Annotated in this window: 18 protein-coding genes; 7 read left to right on the top strand and 11 right to left on the bottom strand. The window is 66.8% G+C overall.

The annotated features are described in order from the left end of the window. Positions 1 to 549: phosphotransferase (locus VNW74_RS02335; protein ID WP_325674997.1), on the bottom strand; the 549-nt coding region annotated here is incomplete at its 3' end. Continuing rightward, positions 537 to 1,322, bottom strand: coding sequence for an SDR family NAD(P)-dependent oxidoreductase (locus tag VNW74_RS02330; RefSeq protein ID WP_325674996.1), 786 nt, complete (start codon positions 1,320 to 1,322; stop codon positions 537 to 539). The genes VNW74_RS02335 and VNW74_RS02330, both read right to left, overlap by 13 nt. Before the next feature lie 421 nt (positions 1,323 to 1,743). Here VNW74_RS02330 and VNW74_RS02325 point away from each other — a divergent pair, with 421 nt between their 5' ends. Together VNW74_RS02325 and VNW74_RS02320 are read left to right on the top strand one after the other, a co-directional pair. After that, on the top strand, positions 1,744 to 3,492 hold the full coding sequence (locus VNW74_RS02325; protein WP_325674995.1) for a hypothetical protein: 1,749 nt from the start codon (positions 1,744 to 1,746) through the stop codon (positions 3,490 to 3,492). Between the two features lie 101 nt (positions 3,493 to 3,593). After that, positions 3,594 to 3,962 (top strand): nuclear transport factor 2 family protein, encoded by a 369-nt coding sequence (locus VNW74_RS02320; RefSeq protein ID WP_325674994.1) that lies wholly within the window; start codon positions 3,594 to 3,596, stop codon positions 3,960 to 3,962. A gap of 15 nt (positions 3,963 to 3,977) precedes the next feature. On the opposite strand, the gene VNW74_RS02315 is transcribed toward VNW74_RS02320, so the two are convergent. From VNW74_RS02315 to VNW74_RS02305, 3 genes are read right to left on the bottom strand one after another with little or no spacing between them, the layout of a single operon-like run. Continuing rightward, positions 3,978 to 4,799 (bottom strand): SDR family NAD(P)-dependent oxidoreductase, encoded by an 822-nt coding sequence (locus tag VNW74_RS02315; protein ID WP_325674993.1) that lies wholly within the window; start codon positions 4,797 to 4,799, stop codon positions 3,978 to 3,980. After that, positions 4,796 to 5,212: a nuclear transport factor 2 family protein gene (locus tag VNW74_RS02310; protein WP_325674992.1), complete on the bottom strand. Its 417-nt coding sequence runs from the start codon at positions 5,210 to 5,212 to the stop codon at positions 4,796 to 4,798. Before VNW74_RS02310 ends, VNW74_RS02315 begins: the two co-directional genes overlap by 4 nt. After that, positions 5,209 to 6,252, bottom strand: coding sequence for a zinc-binding dehydrogenase (locus tag VNW74_RS02305; RefSeq protein WP_325675000.1), 1,044 nt, complete (start codon positions 6,250 to 6,252; stop codon positions 5,209 to 5,211). Before VNW74_RS02305 ends, VNW74_RS02310 begins: the two co-directional genes overlap by 4 nt. Before the next feature lie 107 nt (positions 6,253 to 6,359). Here VNW74_RS02305 and VNW74_RS02300 point away from each other — a divergent pair, with 107 nt between their 5' ends. The 3 genes from VNW74_RS02300 to VNW74_RS02290 all read left to right on the top strand — a co-directional run bounded on the left by VNW74_RS02300 (position 6,360) and on the right by VNW74_RS02290 (position 8,895). Then, a complete protein-coding gene (locus VNW74_RS02300) occupies positions 6,360 to 7,226 on the top strand; it encodes a helix-turn-helix domain-containing protein (RefSeq protein WP_325674999.1) in 867 nt (288 codons plus the stop codon). A 107-nt stretch (positions 7,227 to 7,333) separates the two neighbouring features. Further along, the gene (locus VNW74_RS02295; RefSeq protein WP_325674991.1) at positions 7,334 to 8,260 is read left to right on the top strand and encodes a class I SAM-dependent methyltransferase; all 927 of its coding nucleotides are present in this window, start codon (positions 7,334 to 7,336) and stop codon (positions 8,258 to 8,260) included. Next, the gene (locus VNW74_RS02290) at positions 8,257 to 8,895 is read left to right on the top strand and encodes a class I SAM-dependent methyltransferase (protein WP_325674990.1); all 639 of its coding nucleotides are present in this window, start codon (positions 8,257 to 8,259) and stop codon (positions 8,893 to 8,895) included. Before VNW74_RS02295 ends, VNW74_RS02290 begins: the two co-directional genes overlap by 4 nt. Here VNW74_RS02290 and VNW74_RS02285 read toward each other — a convergent pair. From VNW74_RS02285 to VNW74_RS02260, 6 genes are all read right to left on the bottom strand, one after another. After that, entirely contained in the window at positions 8,848 to 9,318 is a 471-nt protein-coding gene (locus tag VNW74_RS02285) for a DUF417 family protein (RefSeq protein ID WP_325674998.1), read from the bottom strand. The genes VNW74_RS02290 and VNW74_RS02285 overlap by 48 nt on opposite strands. Positions 9,319 to 9,438: 120 nt before the next feature. Further along, a complete protein-coding gene (locus VNW74_RS02280) occupies positions 9,439 to 10,092 on the bottom strand; it encodes a nitroreductase family protein (RefSeq protein WP_325674989.1) in 654 nt (217 codons plus the stop codon). 67 nt (positions 10,093 to 10,159) lie between these two features. Further along, positions 10,160 to 10,426, bottom strand: a complete 267-nt coding sequence (locus tag VNW74_RS02275; RefSeq protein ID WP_325674988.1) for a hypothetical protein — start codon at positions 10,424 to 10,426, stop codon at positions 10,160 to 10,162. Between the two features lie 15 nt (positions 10,427 to 10,441). Then, a complete protein-coding gene (locus VNW74_RS02270) occupies positions 10,442 to 10,666 on the bottom strand; it encodes a hypothetical protein (protein WP_325674987.1) in 225 nt (74 codons plus the stop codon). A gap of 73 nt (positions 10,667 to 10,739) precedes the next feature. Next, positions 10,740 to 11,474, bottom strand: a complete 735-nt coding sequence (locus VNW74_RS02265) for a DUF899 domain-containing protein (RefSeq protein ID WP_325674986.1) — start codon at positions 11,472 to 11,474, stop codon at positions 10,740 to 10,742. 30 nt (positions 11,475 to 11,504) lie between these two features. Beyond that, positions 11,505 to 12,275, bottom strand: coding sequence for an SDR family oxidoreductase (locus VNW74_RS02260; RefSeq protein WP_325674985.1), 771 nt, complete (start codon positions 12,273 to 12,275; stop codon positions 11,505 to 11,507). Between the two features lie 125 nt (positions 12,276 to 12,400). Between VNW74_RS02260 and VNW74_RS02255 the strand changes: the two genes are divergently transcribed. Beyond that, positions 12,401 to 13,348 carry a sigma-70 family RNA polymerase sigma factor gene (locus VNW74_RS02255; protein WP_325674984.1) on the top strand — a complete coding sequence of 316 codons (948 nt, stop codon included), beginning with the start codon at positions 12,401 to 12,403 and terminating at the stop codon, positions 13,346 to 13,348. A gap of 177 nt (positions 13,349 to 13,525) precedes the next feature. Then, a partial coding sequence (locus tag VNW74_RS02250; RefSeq protein WP_414686580.1) for an HAD-IC family P-type ATPase occupies positions 13,526 to 17,644 on the top strand: 4,119 nt, incomplete at its 3' end.

Here is a 17,644-nt window from a genome sequence, read left to right as displayed (position 1 = left end):
CAGGGCGGCAGCGACTTCCCGCCACCCCGGCGCCAGCGCGGAATCGACGGTATCCAGCGTGCGACACCACCGCTCGATCTCCGCGGACGGCCCGATCACCGGCTCGGACTCCAGACCCACGGCGCCGGGCGCAATGCGATGCAGGTGCGCCATGGTGGTCGCGGCGTTCCGAAAGCGCTCAGCTACAACGGCTTCAGGCCCGCCGTCGGCGTCGTCGAAAAGCGGTTCACAGGTGGTCCCGTCCACATGGGACATCACGAATAGCGGCGGCACGTCGGGTGGATCGCCCAGGTCGTCGAACAGCACTTCCGGGACAGGTACCGGCGTCGCAGCGAGCGTCCGGATGGCGCGGGCTTGCCGCAACACGTCGCGGTGCGCGATCGGGCGGACCCCGGGCGGTGCCACCTTGACGACCACCGGCCGGTCGGCACACTTGCCCACATAGGTCAGGCTTGATGCGCCACCCGGCAGCAGCGCCAGCGCCGAAACGTCACGTGACGCAAGCCGCTCAGCAAGCTGGACCAGCAGCGGGTCGCTCAGCGCAACCATCCGATCTCACTCAGGAACGGCTGCGTATGCGCGATCCGGCCGGTCAGCGACTCAGGTTCGCCGGTGCACAACGCCAGCGCGGTCTGGGTGATGAGCTCGATGTCCTCGGTGTCGGTCTTGGCCAAGTCGAGTGTGCCGGCGCCGGGTGTCGCGACCGGGTTGGACGGGGCGGCCGCGTTGACCGCGATGCCATCGTCATACAGCTCGGCCGCAAGGCTTTTGGTGAGCCGGTTCAGGGCCGCCTTGACCGTGCCGTAGACACCGAATCCGGCTGCGCGGTCGAACTCGGAGAACGGCGGCCCCTCGGGCAGATCGCCGCCGACCGAGGTGATGTTGAGCACCCACCCGCGGCCGCGTTCGCGCATAGCCGGGATGGCCAGTTGGGTCAGGTGCAGCGGCGCCAGCACATGCATTTCCATCATCAGACGCACGCGCCGCTCCGGGAACTCGTCGAGCGGACGGAGAAACGTCACGGCTGCGTTGTTGACCAGAATGTCTGGCGCACCAACGCGTTCGACCATCTCGGCGAAGAGTCGCTCCCGATCCTCGGTCTTCGACAGATCAGCCTGGATAGCGATCGCCGAGCCGCCAGCGGCGGTGATCTCCTCGAGCGTCTGCCGAAGCGATCCGTCGTATTTGGGATCGGGGTCCATGGTGCGGGCGGTGAGCCCGACCGTGGCGCCTTCGGCAGCCAATCGCACACCGATCGCCTTCCCCAGCCCGCGGCTGGCGCCCGTGACCAGAGCGATTTTGCCCGCACAGGCTCCTGTCACTTCCGACCTGCCTCCCGCTGCATCGTCGCGTGCGCGAGAACGCCTTCTCCCTGCGAGAGAATCCCGTTACCCGCCTGGTCGGAGTATAGGCACCACGGTCGGGACCGCCGGGTCGACCTGCAGCACCGGCAACCGGTCTTCAGACGGCTGTCGACGGCTGAGCTTTCTGTGAGCGGCAGGCCAGATATCTCAGAGAACTACTAGACCCACGTCCAATAAACGCCCAGCTAAACCGGCTAATTGCCGCGGTGATCACCCGGCTACCAGGCATAACGCCCCAGGGTCAGTTGCCTGGGAGTCTGCTGTCAACCTGAGATTTTTCTAAATAATGTATTGACTCCCTAATTTACCCAAGAGTAGGTTCCGGTGACATTACTCACGGGTAATGAACACACGTAGAACACGTAGAAGGAGTAGATCTATGCGTCGTCGCCTGATACTTGCTGGATTAGCGGCCACTGGCGGGCTGGTGACCTCGGCGTTTCTGCAGGCCGCTGTCGCCGTCGCCGACGTCAGCGCCACCGGTGCCGACGCGTTCACCATCGGTGACTTCACCTTCGACCCCTTCACGGTCGGGACCACCGGAGCCGACGTCGAGGGCTTCGCTCCTGTTGCCCAACTCAGCACCGCTCCCCCGCTGCTGGAGCTCGGCGGCGGGGAGATTGGCGGCATCCTGAATACTGCTCCTCAAAACTTTGAGGTGTTCGACCCTTCCACCGGCACCGACCTTGGGAGCATCGACACCAACGAGACTGTGTCGAGCCTTTTTGGCTTGACGAACGCCGAATTCACTGTCGACAGTGACACCGCTGCCGCCGGTGGCACGGCCTCGGATCTGCCGACCGTGGGATCGGTCTATGACTCCTTCAACCTGGGCAACGGTTACGAGAACATCTACACCGCGATCCCCAGCACCACCGGCGGAGCCGACACTGTCACCGACACCCTGGTGACGCCGAACGGCGACATCAACCTGGACTCGCTGTTCGGCAGCATCGACGCCGCAGCGCCCCTGCAGCCCGGCGACGCGTTCACCGGTCTCGAGGCAGGTGACAGCAGCATCGGTGCCGACGCCTTCAGCATCGGCGGCGTCACGCTCGACCCGACCCTTGCGGCCGGAGGCGAGGGCTTCGACACGGTCATCCCGCTTGCCAACACACCGCCGCTATTGGAGATCGGCGGCTCGGGGCTCGGCAATCCGGACAACGCCGGCGACGACTTCGCTACCCAAAGCTTCAACGTCTATAGCGGCGATTCGAGCACCACAGAGATCGGGACCATCACCACCGGCGAGGATGTGACGCAGCTGTTGGGCTTCACTAACACCCAACTCGTCGTCACTGGCGCCACCCCGACCGGCGACGGCACTGCTGCGGAGTTGCCGACCCAAGGATCCGTCTACGACGCATTCAACCTGGGCAACGGATATGAGAACGTCTACACCGCCACTCCGGGATCCGATGGCACCGTCACCGACACCCTGGTCACGCCATTCGGCAACGTCAACCTGGACTCGCTGTTCGACAAGATCGATGCCGCAGCGCCTCTGCAGCCCGGCGACGCCTTCACCGGGCTGGAAACGGGTGACAGCAGCATCGGCGCCGACGCCTTCACCATCGGCAGCACGACCTTCGACCCCATCACCAGCGGCGGGGCGGAGGGCTTCGACCCTGTCTTCCAGATCATCGGTGCACCGCCGTTGCTGGAGATCGCCGGCGGCACAGCCAACCTTGGCGGCGGCATTGTGTTTCCTATCGATACGCAGGACTTCAACGTCTACGACGGCACTACTGAGGTCGGCAGCATCGAAGGTAATGAGGGTGTGACCGACCTGTTGGGCTTGACGAACACGGAGTTCAGCGTCGAAACCGCCACCGCGGCCAGCGGTGCGGATCCCGCAGACCTGCCGACTGTCGGATCGGTCTATGACGTTTTCAACCTCGGCGACGGGATCGAGAACGTCTACACCGCGATCCCGGGCGTCAGTGGCGCCGCCGACACCGTCACCGACACGTTGGTGACGCCGTTGGGAAACCTCAACCTGGATTCGCTGTTCAGCGGTATCGACGCTGTTTCGGCGCTGGACCCGGGCGACGCCTTCACCGGTGGTCTTGACGCGGCGTCTGCTGCGGTCTCCGCCATCGACCCGTTGGCGTTCCTCGGCCTGTGAGATTCGGCTGAGCTGACCGGCAATAACCAAACATCCCAGGCCCTTAACGGCCTGGGATGTTTGGCGTTGAGGCTGCGGCGCGGTAGGCGTATGAAGATGCCATGGAGCAAACGAGCGACGCCGGCGTGGTCGAGCGCTATCTGGCGTGCCTGGCCGTCAACGACTGGGACGGCCTGGCAGCCACCATCGCCGACGACGACCTGATACGCGACGGCCCGTACTGCGACGTCGTCGAGGGCAAGCAGCCGTATCTGAAGTTCCTGCGCGGTGTGTTCGCCTCGCTGAAGGGTTACCGATTAACCGTGCAACGGATCTCACATGCGTCGGATCGAGTGTGTTACGTCGAGCTGAGCGAAACTTTCGACATCGACGGCGCACCAACTGAATACCCGGAATGCCTTGTCTTTGAGCGGAATTCATACGGCCTGATCAACCGGGTCAGCGTGTTCATCAAGCAACTGAGCAACTGAAAGCGCCTAGGGGCTTCATTCGCTGCCGCCGCCCATGACGGCGGCCTGAGCTTGGATCATGAAATTGACCGCTTCGTTGCGCGTCACCGATGACAAGATCTGCACAGCGGCGCGCATCATGTCGCCGACCATCAGAGTCGGCCCGTTGCTGAGGTTTTCGAATGCTTCGCTGATGACTTGATCGACACCGGCGGCATCCGGCGGCGCCTGGTCTTCGGAGCTGAGCACTCCGCGGCTGTGTTCGAGGCGGCGCAGTGCGGGCGTGTCGGTCTTGCCGAGGATGAGGCCGAGTACGTCGACGCCCTTGTCGTGCAGTTCGCTCCACAGCGCCTCGGCGAACACCATGTCGAATGCCTTGGTGGCGCCGTAGGCCACCATGTTGGGGCCACCGGCGAGCCCGGCGCCCGAGCCGAAGATCACGATGCCGCCGCTGCCCCTGGCCACCATCGGCCCAGCGAAGTGGTGGCACAGTTGCATCGGCACAATGCAGTTGCGGTGCACCATCGCTTCCGCGGTTTCTATCGGGTTGGCCAGAAACGGCTCGAAGTTCGGATCGGCGCCCGCGCAGTAGACCAGAAAGCCGATGTCGAGGTCGTCGGTGGCGGCGGCGACGACGGACGCCGCGTCGTACTCTGCGAGATCGACTGCCAGCGTGCGGGTTTCGACACCGGTGCGCGCGGCGATCCCGGCGGCCACCTGGTCCAGCACGGCCTGGCGCCGCGCCAACAGCACGACATTGACCCCGCGTTCGGCGAGCGCTTCCGCGAACGCCGCGCCGACGCCGTCGGATGCGCCGGCCACCAACGCCCACGGGCCGTATTTGGCTGTAAATGTCACGTTGACGCCCCCACGGCAGCCACCCGGACCTGGACGAATCGGCGGCGGGCGATCTGCCATCCCTTTTCGGTACGGACGAACTCGTCGTCGTAGAAACCGGCCGCGTTCACCCCGGAGTTGTTGTCGGCAAGCATGATCAGCGCGTCGACATAGGTGCGCGTCTGGGCCGAGTCGCCGTCGACCGTGACCACCTGATTAGTCAACCGGTGCATGGTGTGGCCGGCCAGCGCGTGCGCCTGCTGCATGAACTCGGTCACCGCGTCGACGCCCCGCCAGGAACCGACCTCGCCGTAGTCCAGCTCGCAGTCGTCGGTGAAGACGGTGCGAAACAGCGGCCAGTCACGCCGGTCGATCCCGGTCGCGTAGCGCAGCAGGACATCGGCGATGTCCTGGCGGTCTTCTCTTTCGGTCATACGACGTCTCCGTTCGGGTGGACCACGATTCGCGGCGGCCCGTTGGACTTTCGGGCGAGATCGAGTGCGTCGGGCACCTCATCGAGGCCGACAATCGCGCCGACGCTGGGCAGCGGATCGAGGCGCCCGGAAGCGATGGCGTCCAGGGTTCCGTACCAGTCCTGCGGGTGCGGGCCACCGCCGAACTGGATGGTGACGCCCTGCCGGGTCGCATCGGTGACGCTCAGCGAATCACCGGTGTACCACCCACCGGCGCAATAGATTCGGCTACCGATGTCGACGGAGTCCACGATCTTCTGTATCAGTCCGGTGGCGCCGACGCACTCGAAGACGACGAGTGAACCCCACAGCCCACGCTCGGCGCGTAGCTCGCGCCATAAGTCGAACGGAGACGTTTCGGCCGGGTCGACCGCGATGTGCGCCCCGAAGCTGTTGCAGGCCAGTTCGCGGCGCTCGGAGTTGTAGTCCGACACGATGATCGGCTCGATGCCCCGGCCGGCCAGCGCGACAACGGCCGACAACCCGATCGCGCCGGCGCCGATCACCACCGGCACCTCCCCCGGCTCCATCCGCGCGGAGCGCACGTAGAACTCGCCTACCGCGAACGCATCGGTCAGGGCGACGGCATCACTCGAGACGTCGCCGTCGACCGGCTTGGCCAACGCCTCCGCCACGACCACCAACTCGCCGAAGCTGCCCTGTGCCTCGGGGTGCTGACCGATGATCCGCACGCCGTCGGCACCGCCGTTGGCCACCCGGATCGGCATGGACGTCACCCGAGTGCCGACCGGGAACTGTTCGGTGCACTCGGGTCCGTGCCCGACGACTTCACCGACAAACTCATGGCCGAGCACGATGTCGCGATTGGCGTCATAGAGCGAACGGCCGGTCGGGTCGTTGATTCCCATTTCCGGGTGATCCATGAAATGCACGTCCGACGCGCAGATCGCGGTGCTTAGCGTTCGCAGCAGCACCTCCCCGGGGCCGGGAACCGGGTCCGCGATTTCACGGACATCGAGGCGCCCGTCGCGCAACACCACCGCACGCACTCATTCACCCCTTTGTGTTGAATGTTCTCGAATATTCGAGATAGTATCTCGACTATTTGAGCTTCACATTAGGAACCGGGCAGGAAGGAAGTCAAGCCATTCCATCGTCGGCCCCCACCACTCGCGTCCTCGACGTCGTCGAGTTGCTCTCCGGGCCCGGCAACGAGCGCCTCAGGTTCTCCGATGTCGTGCGCAGACTCGGGCTCACTCAGGCGACCACGCACGCCATCCTCACGACGCTGTGTGCTCGCGGCTGGGCCAGCCGTGACCCGGTCGACAAGACGTTTTCTCTGGGCCCCGCCGTTGCGGCGGTGGCGGCACAGCTGGATGCCGCCCGTCCACTGGCCCACACCGCTCGATCTGCGGCACTGCAGCTCGCCGAGGAATTCGACTATGCCGCCTCGGTCGTCGAGCGCTTCGGCGACTCGCTGGTGATCACCGCCTTCGAGGATGCCGGCCAGCAGTCCGGCGGCGCACCCGGCGACCGGATCCGCTACGCCCCGCCGTTCGGGGTCGCGTTCGCCGCCTGGGACACCGAGGACCAACAGCACGCGTGGATCCAGCGCGGCGCCGCGACCAATTCCGCACTGGCGCATCGCCTCGAAGAGGTGCTGGCCCGTACCCGGGAACGCGGATTCGACGTGGATTGCACGACGCCGGCGCTGACCCGCGCGGCCCACGTCGTCGGGACGCTCCCCAGCGACGGACTGCCTGCCCACGTGCGTGAGATCACCGATCAGCTGTTGGCCGAATTCACCACGATCGGTTTCCTATCCGATGAGTCCGACGACCATGCCCGGCGTCAGGCGCACCCGGTGGCCACCATCGCCGCGCCGGTGTTCGACCAGCGCGGTGGGGTGGCGATGATTGTGGCCGTCCATCCTCTGCAGGACCTGACCCGCAAACGGATCGACTCGATCGGACGGCGCGTGGCGGTCATGACGACCGCAATCAGCGGGAACTGATCAGGGCATACGATCGTTGGCCAAGTTGTTACACAAGCTAAATGCTTGCTAGGCTAACTACTTGTTATACTAGCTAAATAACCCTGATCTAACCTTAGGAGCACGCAATGCCGCGCACCGATAACGACACTTGGGACCTGGCGACCAGCGTGGGAGCGACAGCGACGATGGTTGCCGCAGCCCGGGCAATCGCCACCAATGCCGACAATCCCTTGATCAATGACCGGTTCGCCGAACCGCTGGTCCGCGCCGTCGGCGTGGATTTCCTGACGAAATTGGCCACCGGCGAGCTGGCCGCGGCCGACGTCGACGACGATGAGGCCCCCTGGAAGCTCGAGCACATGCCCATCGCGATGGCTGTCCGCACCCGCTTCTTCGACGCGTTCTTCCGCGTCGCGACGCACGCCGGAATCCGCCAGGCGGTGATCCTGGCCTCCGGTCTTGACGCCCGCGCCTACCGGTTGGACTGGCCCGTCGGTATGACGGTGTTCGAGGTCGACCAGCCCGAGGTGATCGCCTTCAAAACCACCACCCTGACCGACCTGGGTGCCGAGCCGACCACTGATCGGCGGACCGTCGCGATCGACCTTCGAAACGACTGGCCGGCCGCGTTGATCGAAGCTGGCTTCGACAAGAACCAGCCGACCGCGTGGATCGCCGAGGGTCTGCTCGGTTACCTGCCGCCGGAGGCGCAAGACCGCTTGCTGGACAACATCTCCGCGCTCAGCGCAGCCGGCAGCCGACTGGCCACCGAGGCGATCCCGGACATGTCCGAGGTCGACCACGACCAGGCGCGGGAGATGATGCGCAAGGCAACCGAGAAATGGCGCACGCATGGCTTCGACCTGGAGTTCTCCGAACTCGGTTACGAGGGCGACCGCCACGACGTCGCCGCCTACCTGGACACCCTGGGCTGGCGGTCGACCGGTAAGCCGATGAGTCAGCTGTTGGTCGAGAACGGCCTTCCGGCGATCCCACAGGGCAACGACTCGGTGTCGATGGCCGACACGATCTACTACACCTCGATCAAGTGACCGCTGCAGCTGAGCGTCGCGGTTTCAACGACGCCGTCACGCGGTTCTGGGGATGGGCGGCCCCGGCCTACAACCTGCCGGTTTTGCAGCAGTGGGTATACCGGCCAGCGCACGACGAAGTGATAGCGCAGCTACGCGCGCACTCCTCCGCGCGCGTAGCTGACATCGCTTGCGGCACAGGGATTCTGGCTGATCGGATCGAACGCGATCTGCATCCTGCGGAAGTCTATGGCGTGGACATGTCAGAAGGCATGCTCAACCAGGCCCGCGCCCGTTCGGCCGGTGTGCATTGGCTGCGCGGTCCCGCGGAGCAACTTCCGTTTGACGACGCGGCACTGGACGCCGTCGTGACGACGTCGGCGTTTCACTTCTTTGATCAACCCGCGGCGCTACGCGAGTTCCACCGGGTGCTGTCACCCGGGGGGCTGGTAGCGGTCTCGACTCTCAGTGCGCGGCAACACCTTCTGCAGGGCCCGTCGAACAGCAGATGGAAACTGGCACATCACCCGTCGCCAGCCGAGATGCGGCGGTTGTTCGAGGGCGCGGGCTTCACCGTCGACGAGCAACACCGGGTCCGCCGGCCACCGCTAACCCGGGCCATCTCCGATCTGGTCACGATCGGCATCAAGAGCTGACGCCGTCCGGTGTGCTTGCAGGGCCTCACCGAGGGTCCAGATCGCCACACCCATCAGGACAACGTCTTTGAGCAGGAACTGGCCAGGTAGCGCGGACAGCACCGGAATGGGCCCAACGAAACGGGTCGCCACGCCGGGTGTGGTGAACAGGAAGCTCAGCGTCCCACAGAACAGGACGATCGCCATCGCGCTGCCGATCGCCGATAACCGCGCCGAAAACGGGCGCAGGGAAATCAGTATCGCGGCAACGATTTCCAGCGTTCCCAAACCACGCGCCACGGTGCTGGCGCTGAACACGTCATAGACCCAACTCATCAACGGGCTGTGTTCGATCAGGACCCGGGCTTCCATCTTGATGTACTTGCCGAAACCAATCCACGCCAGCGTCAGCGCCAATCCGTACCGGCTGACCACCTGCCCTATGAAACTCAGCCACGCCGGCCACCGATCAGTAGGCCTCGTCGTAGTCGTCGCCAAATCGCTCCTCCGTTCGGATGTGCGACACCGCCTCCGTCCGGACGACGGCCCTCGCCTCGGTTCGGTTCAAACGCGGCGACTCGCGAGCTCAGCCGCCGGCTCGTCCCAGCGGTCGAGGTTCACCACCTCGGCCAGCGGTCGGCGACGCACCGGGCCATGTTTGCCTTTGGGCCAGCCCACCACGACATGTCCGGCGACCATCCAGTCGTCGGGCACGCCGACGGCGTCCCGCAGCAGCTGCTCGCCACCATAGGCACCCCAACTCGTCAGGCACGCGCCCAGACCCTGGGCGCGAGCGGCCAACAAAAAATTCTGCATCGCCGGGAAGATCGACCCGCCGAGGAGCAGCTCAGAAGCCGTCGGAAAACGCTTCTGCGCGAACAGCACCGAGCTGAATTCACCGGCCCGGTCGTGCAGCTCATAGGTCGCGCGGTTGGTACGGGCCCGTCGGCTGTCGTCGTCGCCGGCCGGCCGACTCATCCCGTAGACCGGCTCGATTACCTCCAGGGCGCGGGCCGCCGCCTTGGCCACCACAGCCCGCTGCTCAGCTGACCGCAACACGACGAAACGCCAGGCCTGCGCGTTGGCCCCGGACGGCGCCCACATCGCCGCTTGCAGACACCGCGTCAGCGTGGCGTCGTCGACCGGCTGGTCGGTGAAACGTCGGATCGTCCGCGCGGTCGACAACACCTCCCAGACGTCACTGGTTGGTCCCGGCATGCCGGCTCCCTTCTGGTCTGGCTCCCGAGGGAAAACCTACTGGGCGACGGCTGAATGCCTTATCCGGTCAGTGCGCACACCCGCCGGACGGTAGCACCGTCACCACCGGCCACAACGCCATCGCTTCAGCCCATGCCACAAGCGGGTAACTGCTGTCGGCCGGCAAGTGCAACTGCTGTTCCAGCTGTTCTTCCGTGCGCTGCACGGCGTCGGAATGGCAATACACCCACACCATCCCGACGGCCAGGTACGCCCCGCCGAGCCACACCGCTATCGCGGTCAGCCCGCCGACGCTCACCCGAGAGCTCAGCGCCCGCCGCAGCACACTCAACACCGCCCCACCCGACCTTCAGCTCAGGCAGACGTTGGCAAGCAGCAGCGCCGGCCACAACACGATTGACCCGATCACCGAGACCAGCAGGTCCAGGCCGCCCATCCGCTGGAAAGGTTCGGCGTGGGTGGTCGACCAGACCACACCGACGATGAGATAGGGCCCGGCAAGCAGTAACCCGATGCCGATCCACTCGGCGACGCTCAGCTCAAAGTCCATCAACCGGCTCAACGTGGTGAGCATGATCCTGCCTTCCGCCTCCCGACGGCGATGATGTTAATCGCGATTCCGGGGCGGCGGGCCACGTTCCCCGATGTCAGGTTTGCGGTGGACGTGGGTCGTTGGGATCGGTCGGGTCAGGGTCACCGAACCATCGCGACGGCGCGTGCTCGCCGTATTGGTCGTGCCAGTCCCACCATTCGTAGGGCGGACTCTGCGGATAGCCCTCCGGCGAGTCCTCCCAGGTCTCCTGGCGGCCGAGCGCCGTCATGTCCAAAAAGCTCCAGGTGTTGCCCAGCACCTCGTCGCCGCGGTTGTTGATGAAGTAGGTGCGAAACACCCGGTCGCCGTCATGGATGAACACATTGGTGCCGTGCCAATCGTCCACGCCGAAGTCGGCGTCGAAGCTGTCGGTGATCGTGTACCACGGTATCTGCCAGCCCATCCGCGCCTTGAGCCGCTGGATGCCTGGCTGCGGCGCGCGCGACGCGAACACCAGCGTGGTGTCGCGGGCGTTCAGGTGGGCCAGGTTGCCGATGTGGTCGGCGATCATCGAACAGCCGCGGCAGCCGTGATCGGGCCAGCCGTCTATATCGGGTCCGACGAAGGCGCGATAGACGATCAGCTGACGCCGACCCTGAAAGAGGCCGAGCAGGCTGACCTTGCCCTCGGGTCCCTCGAACTCGTACTCCTTATCCACCGCCAGCCAGGGCATCCGCCGTCGCTCAGCCGCCAGGGCGTCATGCGCGCGCATCACCTCCTTTTCCTTCACCAGCAGCTGTTGGTGGGCGGCCGCCCACTCCTGCGCCGACACGATCGGGGGTGTGCTCATAGTGATCTTCACCTTTCGGTTGCGGTTAGTTCAGGCCAGTGCTGACAGGCCTGCGGCGGTGAGGAGGTATGCGCCGTGGTCCCGGTATTCCCCGGCGGCGATCGCCAGTACCGACCGGCCGACTTGCTCCGCGGTGAGCGGGGGTCCCCCCGCCTGGACGAACGCCTCAACATCGACACCTTGCCGACCGGCGTAGGCCGCCACCGCTCTGGCGCCCAGCTCGGTGGCCGGCGTCAACCGCGGCAGCACCGACACGAAGCTGATTCCCAGCCCCGCCCGCTGCGACTCGATCGCGGCGTAATCGGCGATGAACTTGACGGCGGCCTTGGCCCCCGCGTAGCCGCCGCTCAGCGGTGAACCGTTGACCGCGGCCCCGCTGGACATCGCAATAACCGAGCTGCCTGATGCCAGCGGGTGCTGCAAGACATGGCGAATCCAGTGGAACGCCTGCGCGACGTCCACATCCCAGGTCTGGCTGAAGCTTTCCCACGTCTGTTGGTGCAACGGACTCATTGTCGGGCTCGCCCCCGCGCACAACACCAAGGTCTGCGGCCGGTGCTCGTCAAGAAGGCGGCCGGCCACCGCCGGATCGGCGGCGTCGGCGGCCACCGGGGTAAAGGCGTCGCCGAGCTCGTCACGCAGATCATCGAGTGGCGCCTTGCTGCGGGCAACACCGACGACATGCGCACCCGCGGCCGACAGCGCCGCGACGATGGCGCGACCGAACCCGCGGCTCGCACCCGTGACAATCGCCGTCGTACCGTTCAGGGCCTCGGGCTGGGTAATGATTGGTTGGTTCATGCTCATAGTGATTCCGATACGTCGCGGCGCCGAAATTCATCGCCGCGAGGCCGATGAATTTTCGCGGCAGCGCGTCTCTACTAAATACAGGGAGTCCAACCCGTCGCCCCGATAGGAGAACGACCGTGCCGGCCCAGGACGATTTCATCGAACGGGCGGCGCCGTTTCGTGCCGAGTTGATCGCGCACTGTTATCGCATGCTCGGTTCGGTGCACGACGCCGAGGATCTTGTTCAGGAGACCTATCTGCGCGGCTGGCGCGGCTACCAGTCGTTCGAGGAACGCGCAGCGCTACGGACCTGGCTGTATCGGATCGCGACCACCGCGTGCCTGCGTGCGCTGGAGAACCGGGCCCGCCGAATGTTGCCCGCGGGGCTGGGTGACGGCTCGGTCGACCCGGATACGGATCTCGACGGAAACGGCGACACCTATCACTGGCTCGAGCCGTTACCGGACGCACTAACACCCGAAACCGCGGTTACCGCACGGCACTCCGTTCGGCTGGCGGTTGCCACGGCGCTGCAGGAGCTCCCGGCGCGTCAACGCGCCGTGCTGATCCTGCGCGACGTGGTGCAATTCAGCGCCACCGAGGTGGCGGAGTTGCTCGAAACGACGCCGGCCGCAGTCAACAGCGCGCTGCAGCGGGCTCGCGCTCACCTCGCCGACGTCGCGCCCAGCGAAGAGGACGCGGCCGAACCGGACGACGCCGATCGCCGCGAGTTGCTTGACCGCTACTGCGCGGCCTTCGAAAACGCAGACGTCGCGGCGCTGACCGAACTGCTACAAACCGACGTCAGGCTCGAGATGCCGCCGCTGGCGGTCTGGTTCACCGGGCGCGACGCCGTGACCCGATTCCTCGCCAGGCGTGCCTTCGCCGAAGCGGGCGACATGGTGCTCGTCCCGACCGCCGCCAACGGGCAGCCCGCCGTTGCGGAGTACCGACGCGCGTCCGACGGGGTCCTGCGGGCACATTCGATACATGTCCTGGACACTGGTAGGACCGGGATCGCCGCACTGACCGTCTTTCTCGATCCTGGGTTGTTCTCTGCGTTTGGTCTGCCGCCAACCCGGTGATCCGAGTCGAGCGGGTAGCGGTCGCCGTCGCTCGCTGCCAGGCCCACCAGGGGGTTCGTGTGGACAGCTAGCTAATGGATCATAAGTATGGGCGCGGTAGGCGATTTTGAAGGGTGAGTAATGAGGGTTCCGGGCGTAACCGCCATTGTCGGCGGTATCGCCGGTGGAGCAGTACAGATGTTGCAAGCCGGCGTGCAGGGTGTGGCGAACACCGCGGACACCATGCAGACGCTGGCCGGTCCGGTGGTGCAGTCGGTGAGTCAATCGACGGCCCGGGTGCTGGGGACGGGCAGTTCGTCTGACGGCAAGCCGGACGGCGCCGCGGCGACCGTGCGTTGGCAAAGCGGGCGGCGGGTGCACCTGGACCTGGATCCGCTATTGCCGTTCCCGCGCTGGCACGAGTATGCCGCGACCGTCGAAGAACCGGTTCGCAGGATTCCGGGGGTCGCCACCGCGCACGTCGAGGGCTCATTGGGCCGGCTGGTGCTCGAACTCGAGGATGACGCCGACAGCGACCACGTCTTGGATGAGGTCCGTGACGTGCTCGGGTCGGTGGCCGCCGACCTGGCCGCTGCGGGGCCGGAGTCGGAAATCCGGACTGCACCATTCGCCGACCCGGGTAATCCGCTGGCGATCCTGGTGCCGCTCACCGCGGCGGCCTTCGACGCGGTGGCGATCGGCGCCGCGGTCACCGGCTGGGTCGTCAGACTGCCGGCAGCACCGAAGACCACCAGAGCGGCGGCCGCCCTGCTCAACAACCAACCGCGGATGATCTCAGTACTCGAGTCGCGACTGGGCCGAGTGGGCACCGATCTCGCGCTCAGCGCTTCGACTGCGGCGGCCAACGGGTTGACCCAGGCGGTTGGCACTCCGCTGTTGAACCTCGCCCAGCGAGTCCTGCAGATTTCCGAAGCCGATGCCCATCGCCGCCGCTGGCGAGACCGCGAGCCGCAGCTGGCCTCACCCGACCGACCGCAGGCCCCGGTGGTCCCGATCATCTCCTCAACGGGCGCCAAATCGCAGGCGCCACGGCATAATTGGGCGGCCGCAGCGGCCGGCGAGGCGTCGCACGTCGTGGTCGACGGAGCCATCGACGCCGCCATCGACACCGCCAAGGGATCGATGGCCGGGCCGGTGGAGGAATACGTCAATCAGGCGGCCAACGGTTCGCTGATCGCCGCGGCGAGTGCGTTGGTGGCCGGCGGCGGCCCGGAAGACGCGGCCGGTGCGGTGCTGGCCGGCATACCGAAGGCGGCGCACATGGGCCGTCAGTCCTTCGCCGCGGTGCTGGGCCGCGGGCTCGCCGAGGACGGGCAGATGATCCTCGATCCGGGCGCGCTGCGTCGGCTGGATCGGGTGAAGGTGGTCGTGGTCGATGGGGCGGCGCTGCGCGGTGATCACCGCGCGGTGTTGCATGCCCGCGGAGACGTCCCGGGCTGGGATGAGGACCGGGTGTATGAGGTCGCCGACGCCCTGCTGCACGGTGAAGAGGCGCCCGAGCCCGACCCCGACGAGTTACCGGCCACCGGCGCACGGCTGAGCTGGGTTCGCGCGCAGGGGCCGTCGGCCACACCCGCGCAGGGCCTCGAGCACGCCGACCTGGTGGTGGACGGCGAGACGGTGGGCCACGTCGAAGTCGGCTGGGAGGTCGACCCGTTCGCGGTTCCGCTGCTACAGATCGCGAACCGCACCGGAGCCCGGGTCGTGCTGCGGCATGTGGCCGGCACCCAGGACCTGACCGCCAGCGTCGCCGCCAGTCATCCGAGCGGCACGCCGCTGCTGAAACTCGTGCGTGATCTGCGGGCGGACCGCGGACCGGTGCTGCTGATCACCGCCTTGCACCGCGACTTCGCATCGACCGACACACTGGCAGCGCTGGCCATCGCCGACGTCGGGGTGGCGCTCGACGATCCCCGTGCGGCGACACCATGGTCCGCGGACATCATCACCGGCACCGACCTGGCCGCCGCCGTGCGGATCCTCTCGGCGCTGCCCGCGGCGCGCCAAGCCAGCGAATCGTCGGTGAACCTCGCCAAAGGCGGCACCACGCTGGCCGGGCTGCTGCTGGTCACCGGTGATCCACGCACAAGCACCAACCCCCTGGCGCTGCGGCGCTGGCTCAACCCGGTCAACGCGGCCGCTGCCAGCGCCATGGTGTCAGGAGCCTTTTCGGCCAACAGGGTGCTTCGGCAACCCGATCCGACCCCGCAGCCGCTGACCGCTTGGCATGCGTTGGATCCGGAAATCGTCTACTCGCGGCTGGCCGGCCGGGCTCGGCCGCTGACCGTCGAGCCGCTGGCGCCAGCGTGGCGCCGCGCTCTGGAGGATCTGTCCTACAGCCCCCTATTCGCCCCATTGCGGGGGCCGGCACGTCAGGCGGGGCGGCTGCTGGATGCGACCCGCTACGAGCTCCGCGACCCGCTCACCCCGATCCTGGCGGTGGGAGCGGCGGCGTCGGCGATCATGGGCAGCAACGTCGACGCGCTTCTGGTCGCGGGCGTGATGGGCGTCAACGCGCTCACCGGCGGGGCGCAACGGCTTCGGGCCGACGCAGCGGCCGCAGAGCTGTTCGCCGAACAGGACCAAGTGGCCCGTCGCGTCGTTGTTCCCACGGTGGCGACGACACGACGGCGGCTGGAGGCGGCTCGAACCATCGAGCGCACGGCCACGGTTTCAGCGAGCTCGCTGCGGCCCGGCGACGTCATCGACCTGGTCGCACCGGACGTGGTGCCCGCCGACGCGCGTCTGTTGGTGGCCGAAGACCTCGAGGTCGACGAATCCTTGCTCACCGGGGAGTCGTTGCCGGTCGACAAGCAGGTGGACCCGGTCGGCGCCACCGACACCGAACGGGCCAGCATGCTGTTCGAGGGCAGCACGATCGTCGCCGGGCATGCCCGGGCGATCGTGGTGGCCACCGGGGTGGGCACCGCCGCGCACAGGGCGATCTCGGCGGTTATCGACGTCGAATCGTCGGCCGGCGTGCAGGCGCGGCTGCGGGAACTGACCGCCAAAGTCCTTCCGCTGACGCTCGCCGGTGGTGCCGCGGTGACGGGTCTGGCGATGCTGCGCCGCGCGACGCTGCGTCAGGCCGTCGCCGACGGCGTCGCCATCGCTGTCGCTGCCGTCCCCGAGGGCCTGCCACTGGTGGCTACCTTGTCCCAGCTGGCCGCCGCTCAACGACTGTCGGCGCACGGTGTGCTGGTCCGGGCTCCCCGCACCATCGAGGCGCTGGGCCGCGTGGACACCGTGTGCTTCGACAAGACCGGCACGCTCACCGAAAACCGGCTGCGCGTCGTGCGTTCGGTGCCTGCAGCGACGAAGTCGCGAGGCCCCTTCCCCGACGTCGCCGGCCCGCAAGCCGCCCACGTCTTGCGGGCCGCCGGTTGGGCATCCACCCAGCCAGAGGAGGGGCGCGGCCACGCCCACGCCACCGACGAGGCGATTATCAAAGCGGCGGATTCGCTTACCAGCGATGGTGATTCGGAGTGGAACCTGATCGCGGAGGTACCGTTTGAGTCCAGCCGTGGCTTCGCCGCGGCCATCGGCACCCTCAGCACGGAGCCGAAAGCCCCGGTGCTGATGTTGAAGGGCGCTCCGGAGGTCGTGCTGCCGCGCTGCCGGTTCGCCAATCCGGAGGCCGACCAGGACCATGCGGAGTCGTTGGTGCACAGCCTCGCCGAGCAGGGCTTGCGGGTGCTGGCGGTCGCGCAACGCAGCTGGGTACACGAAACCGAAGACGACGACGACACCGATGCCGACGCAGTCGACGCCGCCGCGCACGACCTGGAGTTGATCGGCTATGTCGGTTTGGCGGACACCGCACGACCATCGGCGCGCCCACTGATCGAAGCGCTGGTGGACGCCGAACGCAACGTCGTGCTGATCACCGGCGACCACCCGGTGACCGCCCGGGCGATAGCCCGCCAACTGGGTCTGCCGCCGGATGCCCGGGTGATCACCGGGGCCGAGCTGGCCGGGCTCGACGAGGACGCGTCCGCCAAACTCGTCGCCGACGTCCAGGTCTTCGCCCGCGTCAGCCCGGAACAAAAGGTGCAGATCGTCGCGGCGCTGGGGCGTTGCGGACGAGTGACGGCGATGGTCGGCGACGGCGCCAATGATGCAGCGGCGATCCGGATGGCCGACGTGGGCATCGGAGTGAGCGGTCGAGGGTCCTCAGCCGCCCGCGGCGCCGCCGACATCGTGTTGACGGAGGACGACCTGGGCGTGCTGCTCGACGCATTGGTCGAGGGCCGCAGCATGTGGGCCGGCGTGCGCGACGCGGTGACCATATTGGTC

Source organism: Mycobacterium sp. (genome assembly GCF_035570115.1).
Classification (GTDB): domain Bacteria; phylum Actinomycetota; class Actinomycetes; order Mycobacteriales; family Mycobacteriaceae; genus Mycobacterium.
Note: the sequence above shows the minus strand (reverse complement) of the source record. Positions and strands in the feature narration are given on the sequence as shown.

Excerpts from the sequence above, each read along its gene's own strand:
- VNW74_RS02260 (WP_325674985.1), bottom strand. The coding sequence starts at position 12,275 with ATGAACCAACCAATCATTACCCAGCCCGAGGCCCTGAACGGTACGACG.
- VNW74_RS02265 (WP_325674986.1), bottom strand. The coding sequence starts at position 11,474 with ATGAGCACACCCCCGATCGTGTCGGCGCAGGAGTGGGCGGCCGCCCAC.
- VNW74_RS02280 (WP_325674989.1), bottom strand. The coding sequence starts at position 10,092 with ATGCCGGGACCAACCAGTGACGTCTGGGAGGTGTTGTCGACCGCGCGG.
- VNW74_RS02325 (WP_325674995.1), top strand. The coding sequence starts at position 1,744 with ATGCGTCGTCGCCTGATACTTGCTGGATTAGCGGCCACTGGCGGGCTG.
- VNW74_RS02310 (WP_325674992.1), bottom strand. The coding sequence starts at position 5,212 with ATGACCGAAAGAGAAGACCGCCAGGACATCGCCGATGTCCTGCTGCGC.
- VNW74_RS02320 (WP_325674994.1), top strand. The coding sequence starts at position 3,594 with ATGGAGCAAACGAGCGACGCCGGCGTGGTCGAGCGCTATCTGGCGTGC.
- VNW74_RS02295 (WP_325674991.1), top strand. The coding sequence starts at position 7,334 with ATGCCGCGCACCGATAACGACACTTGGGACCTGGCGACCAGCGTGGGA.
- VNW74_RS02270 (WP_325674987.1), bottom strand. The coding sequence starts at position 10,666 with ATGCTCACCACGTTGAGCCGGTTGATGGACTTTGAGCTGAGCGTCGCC.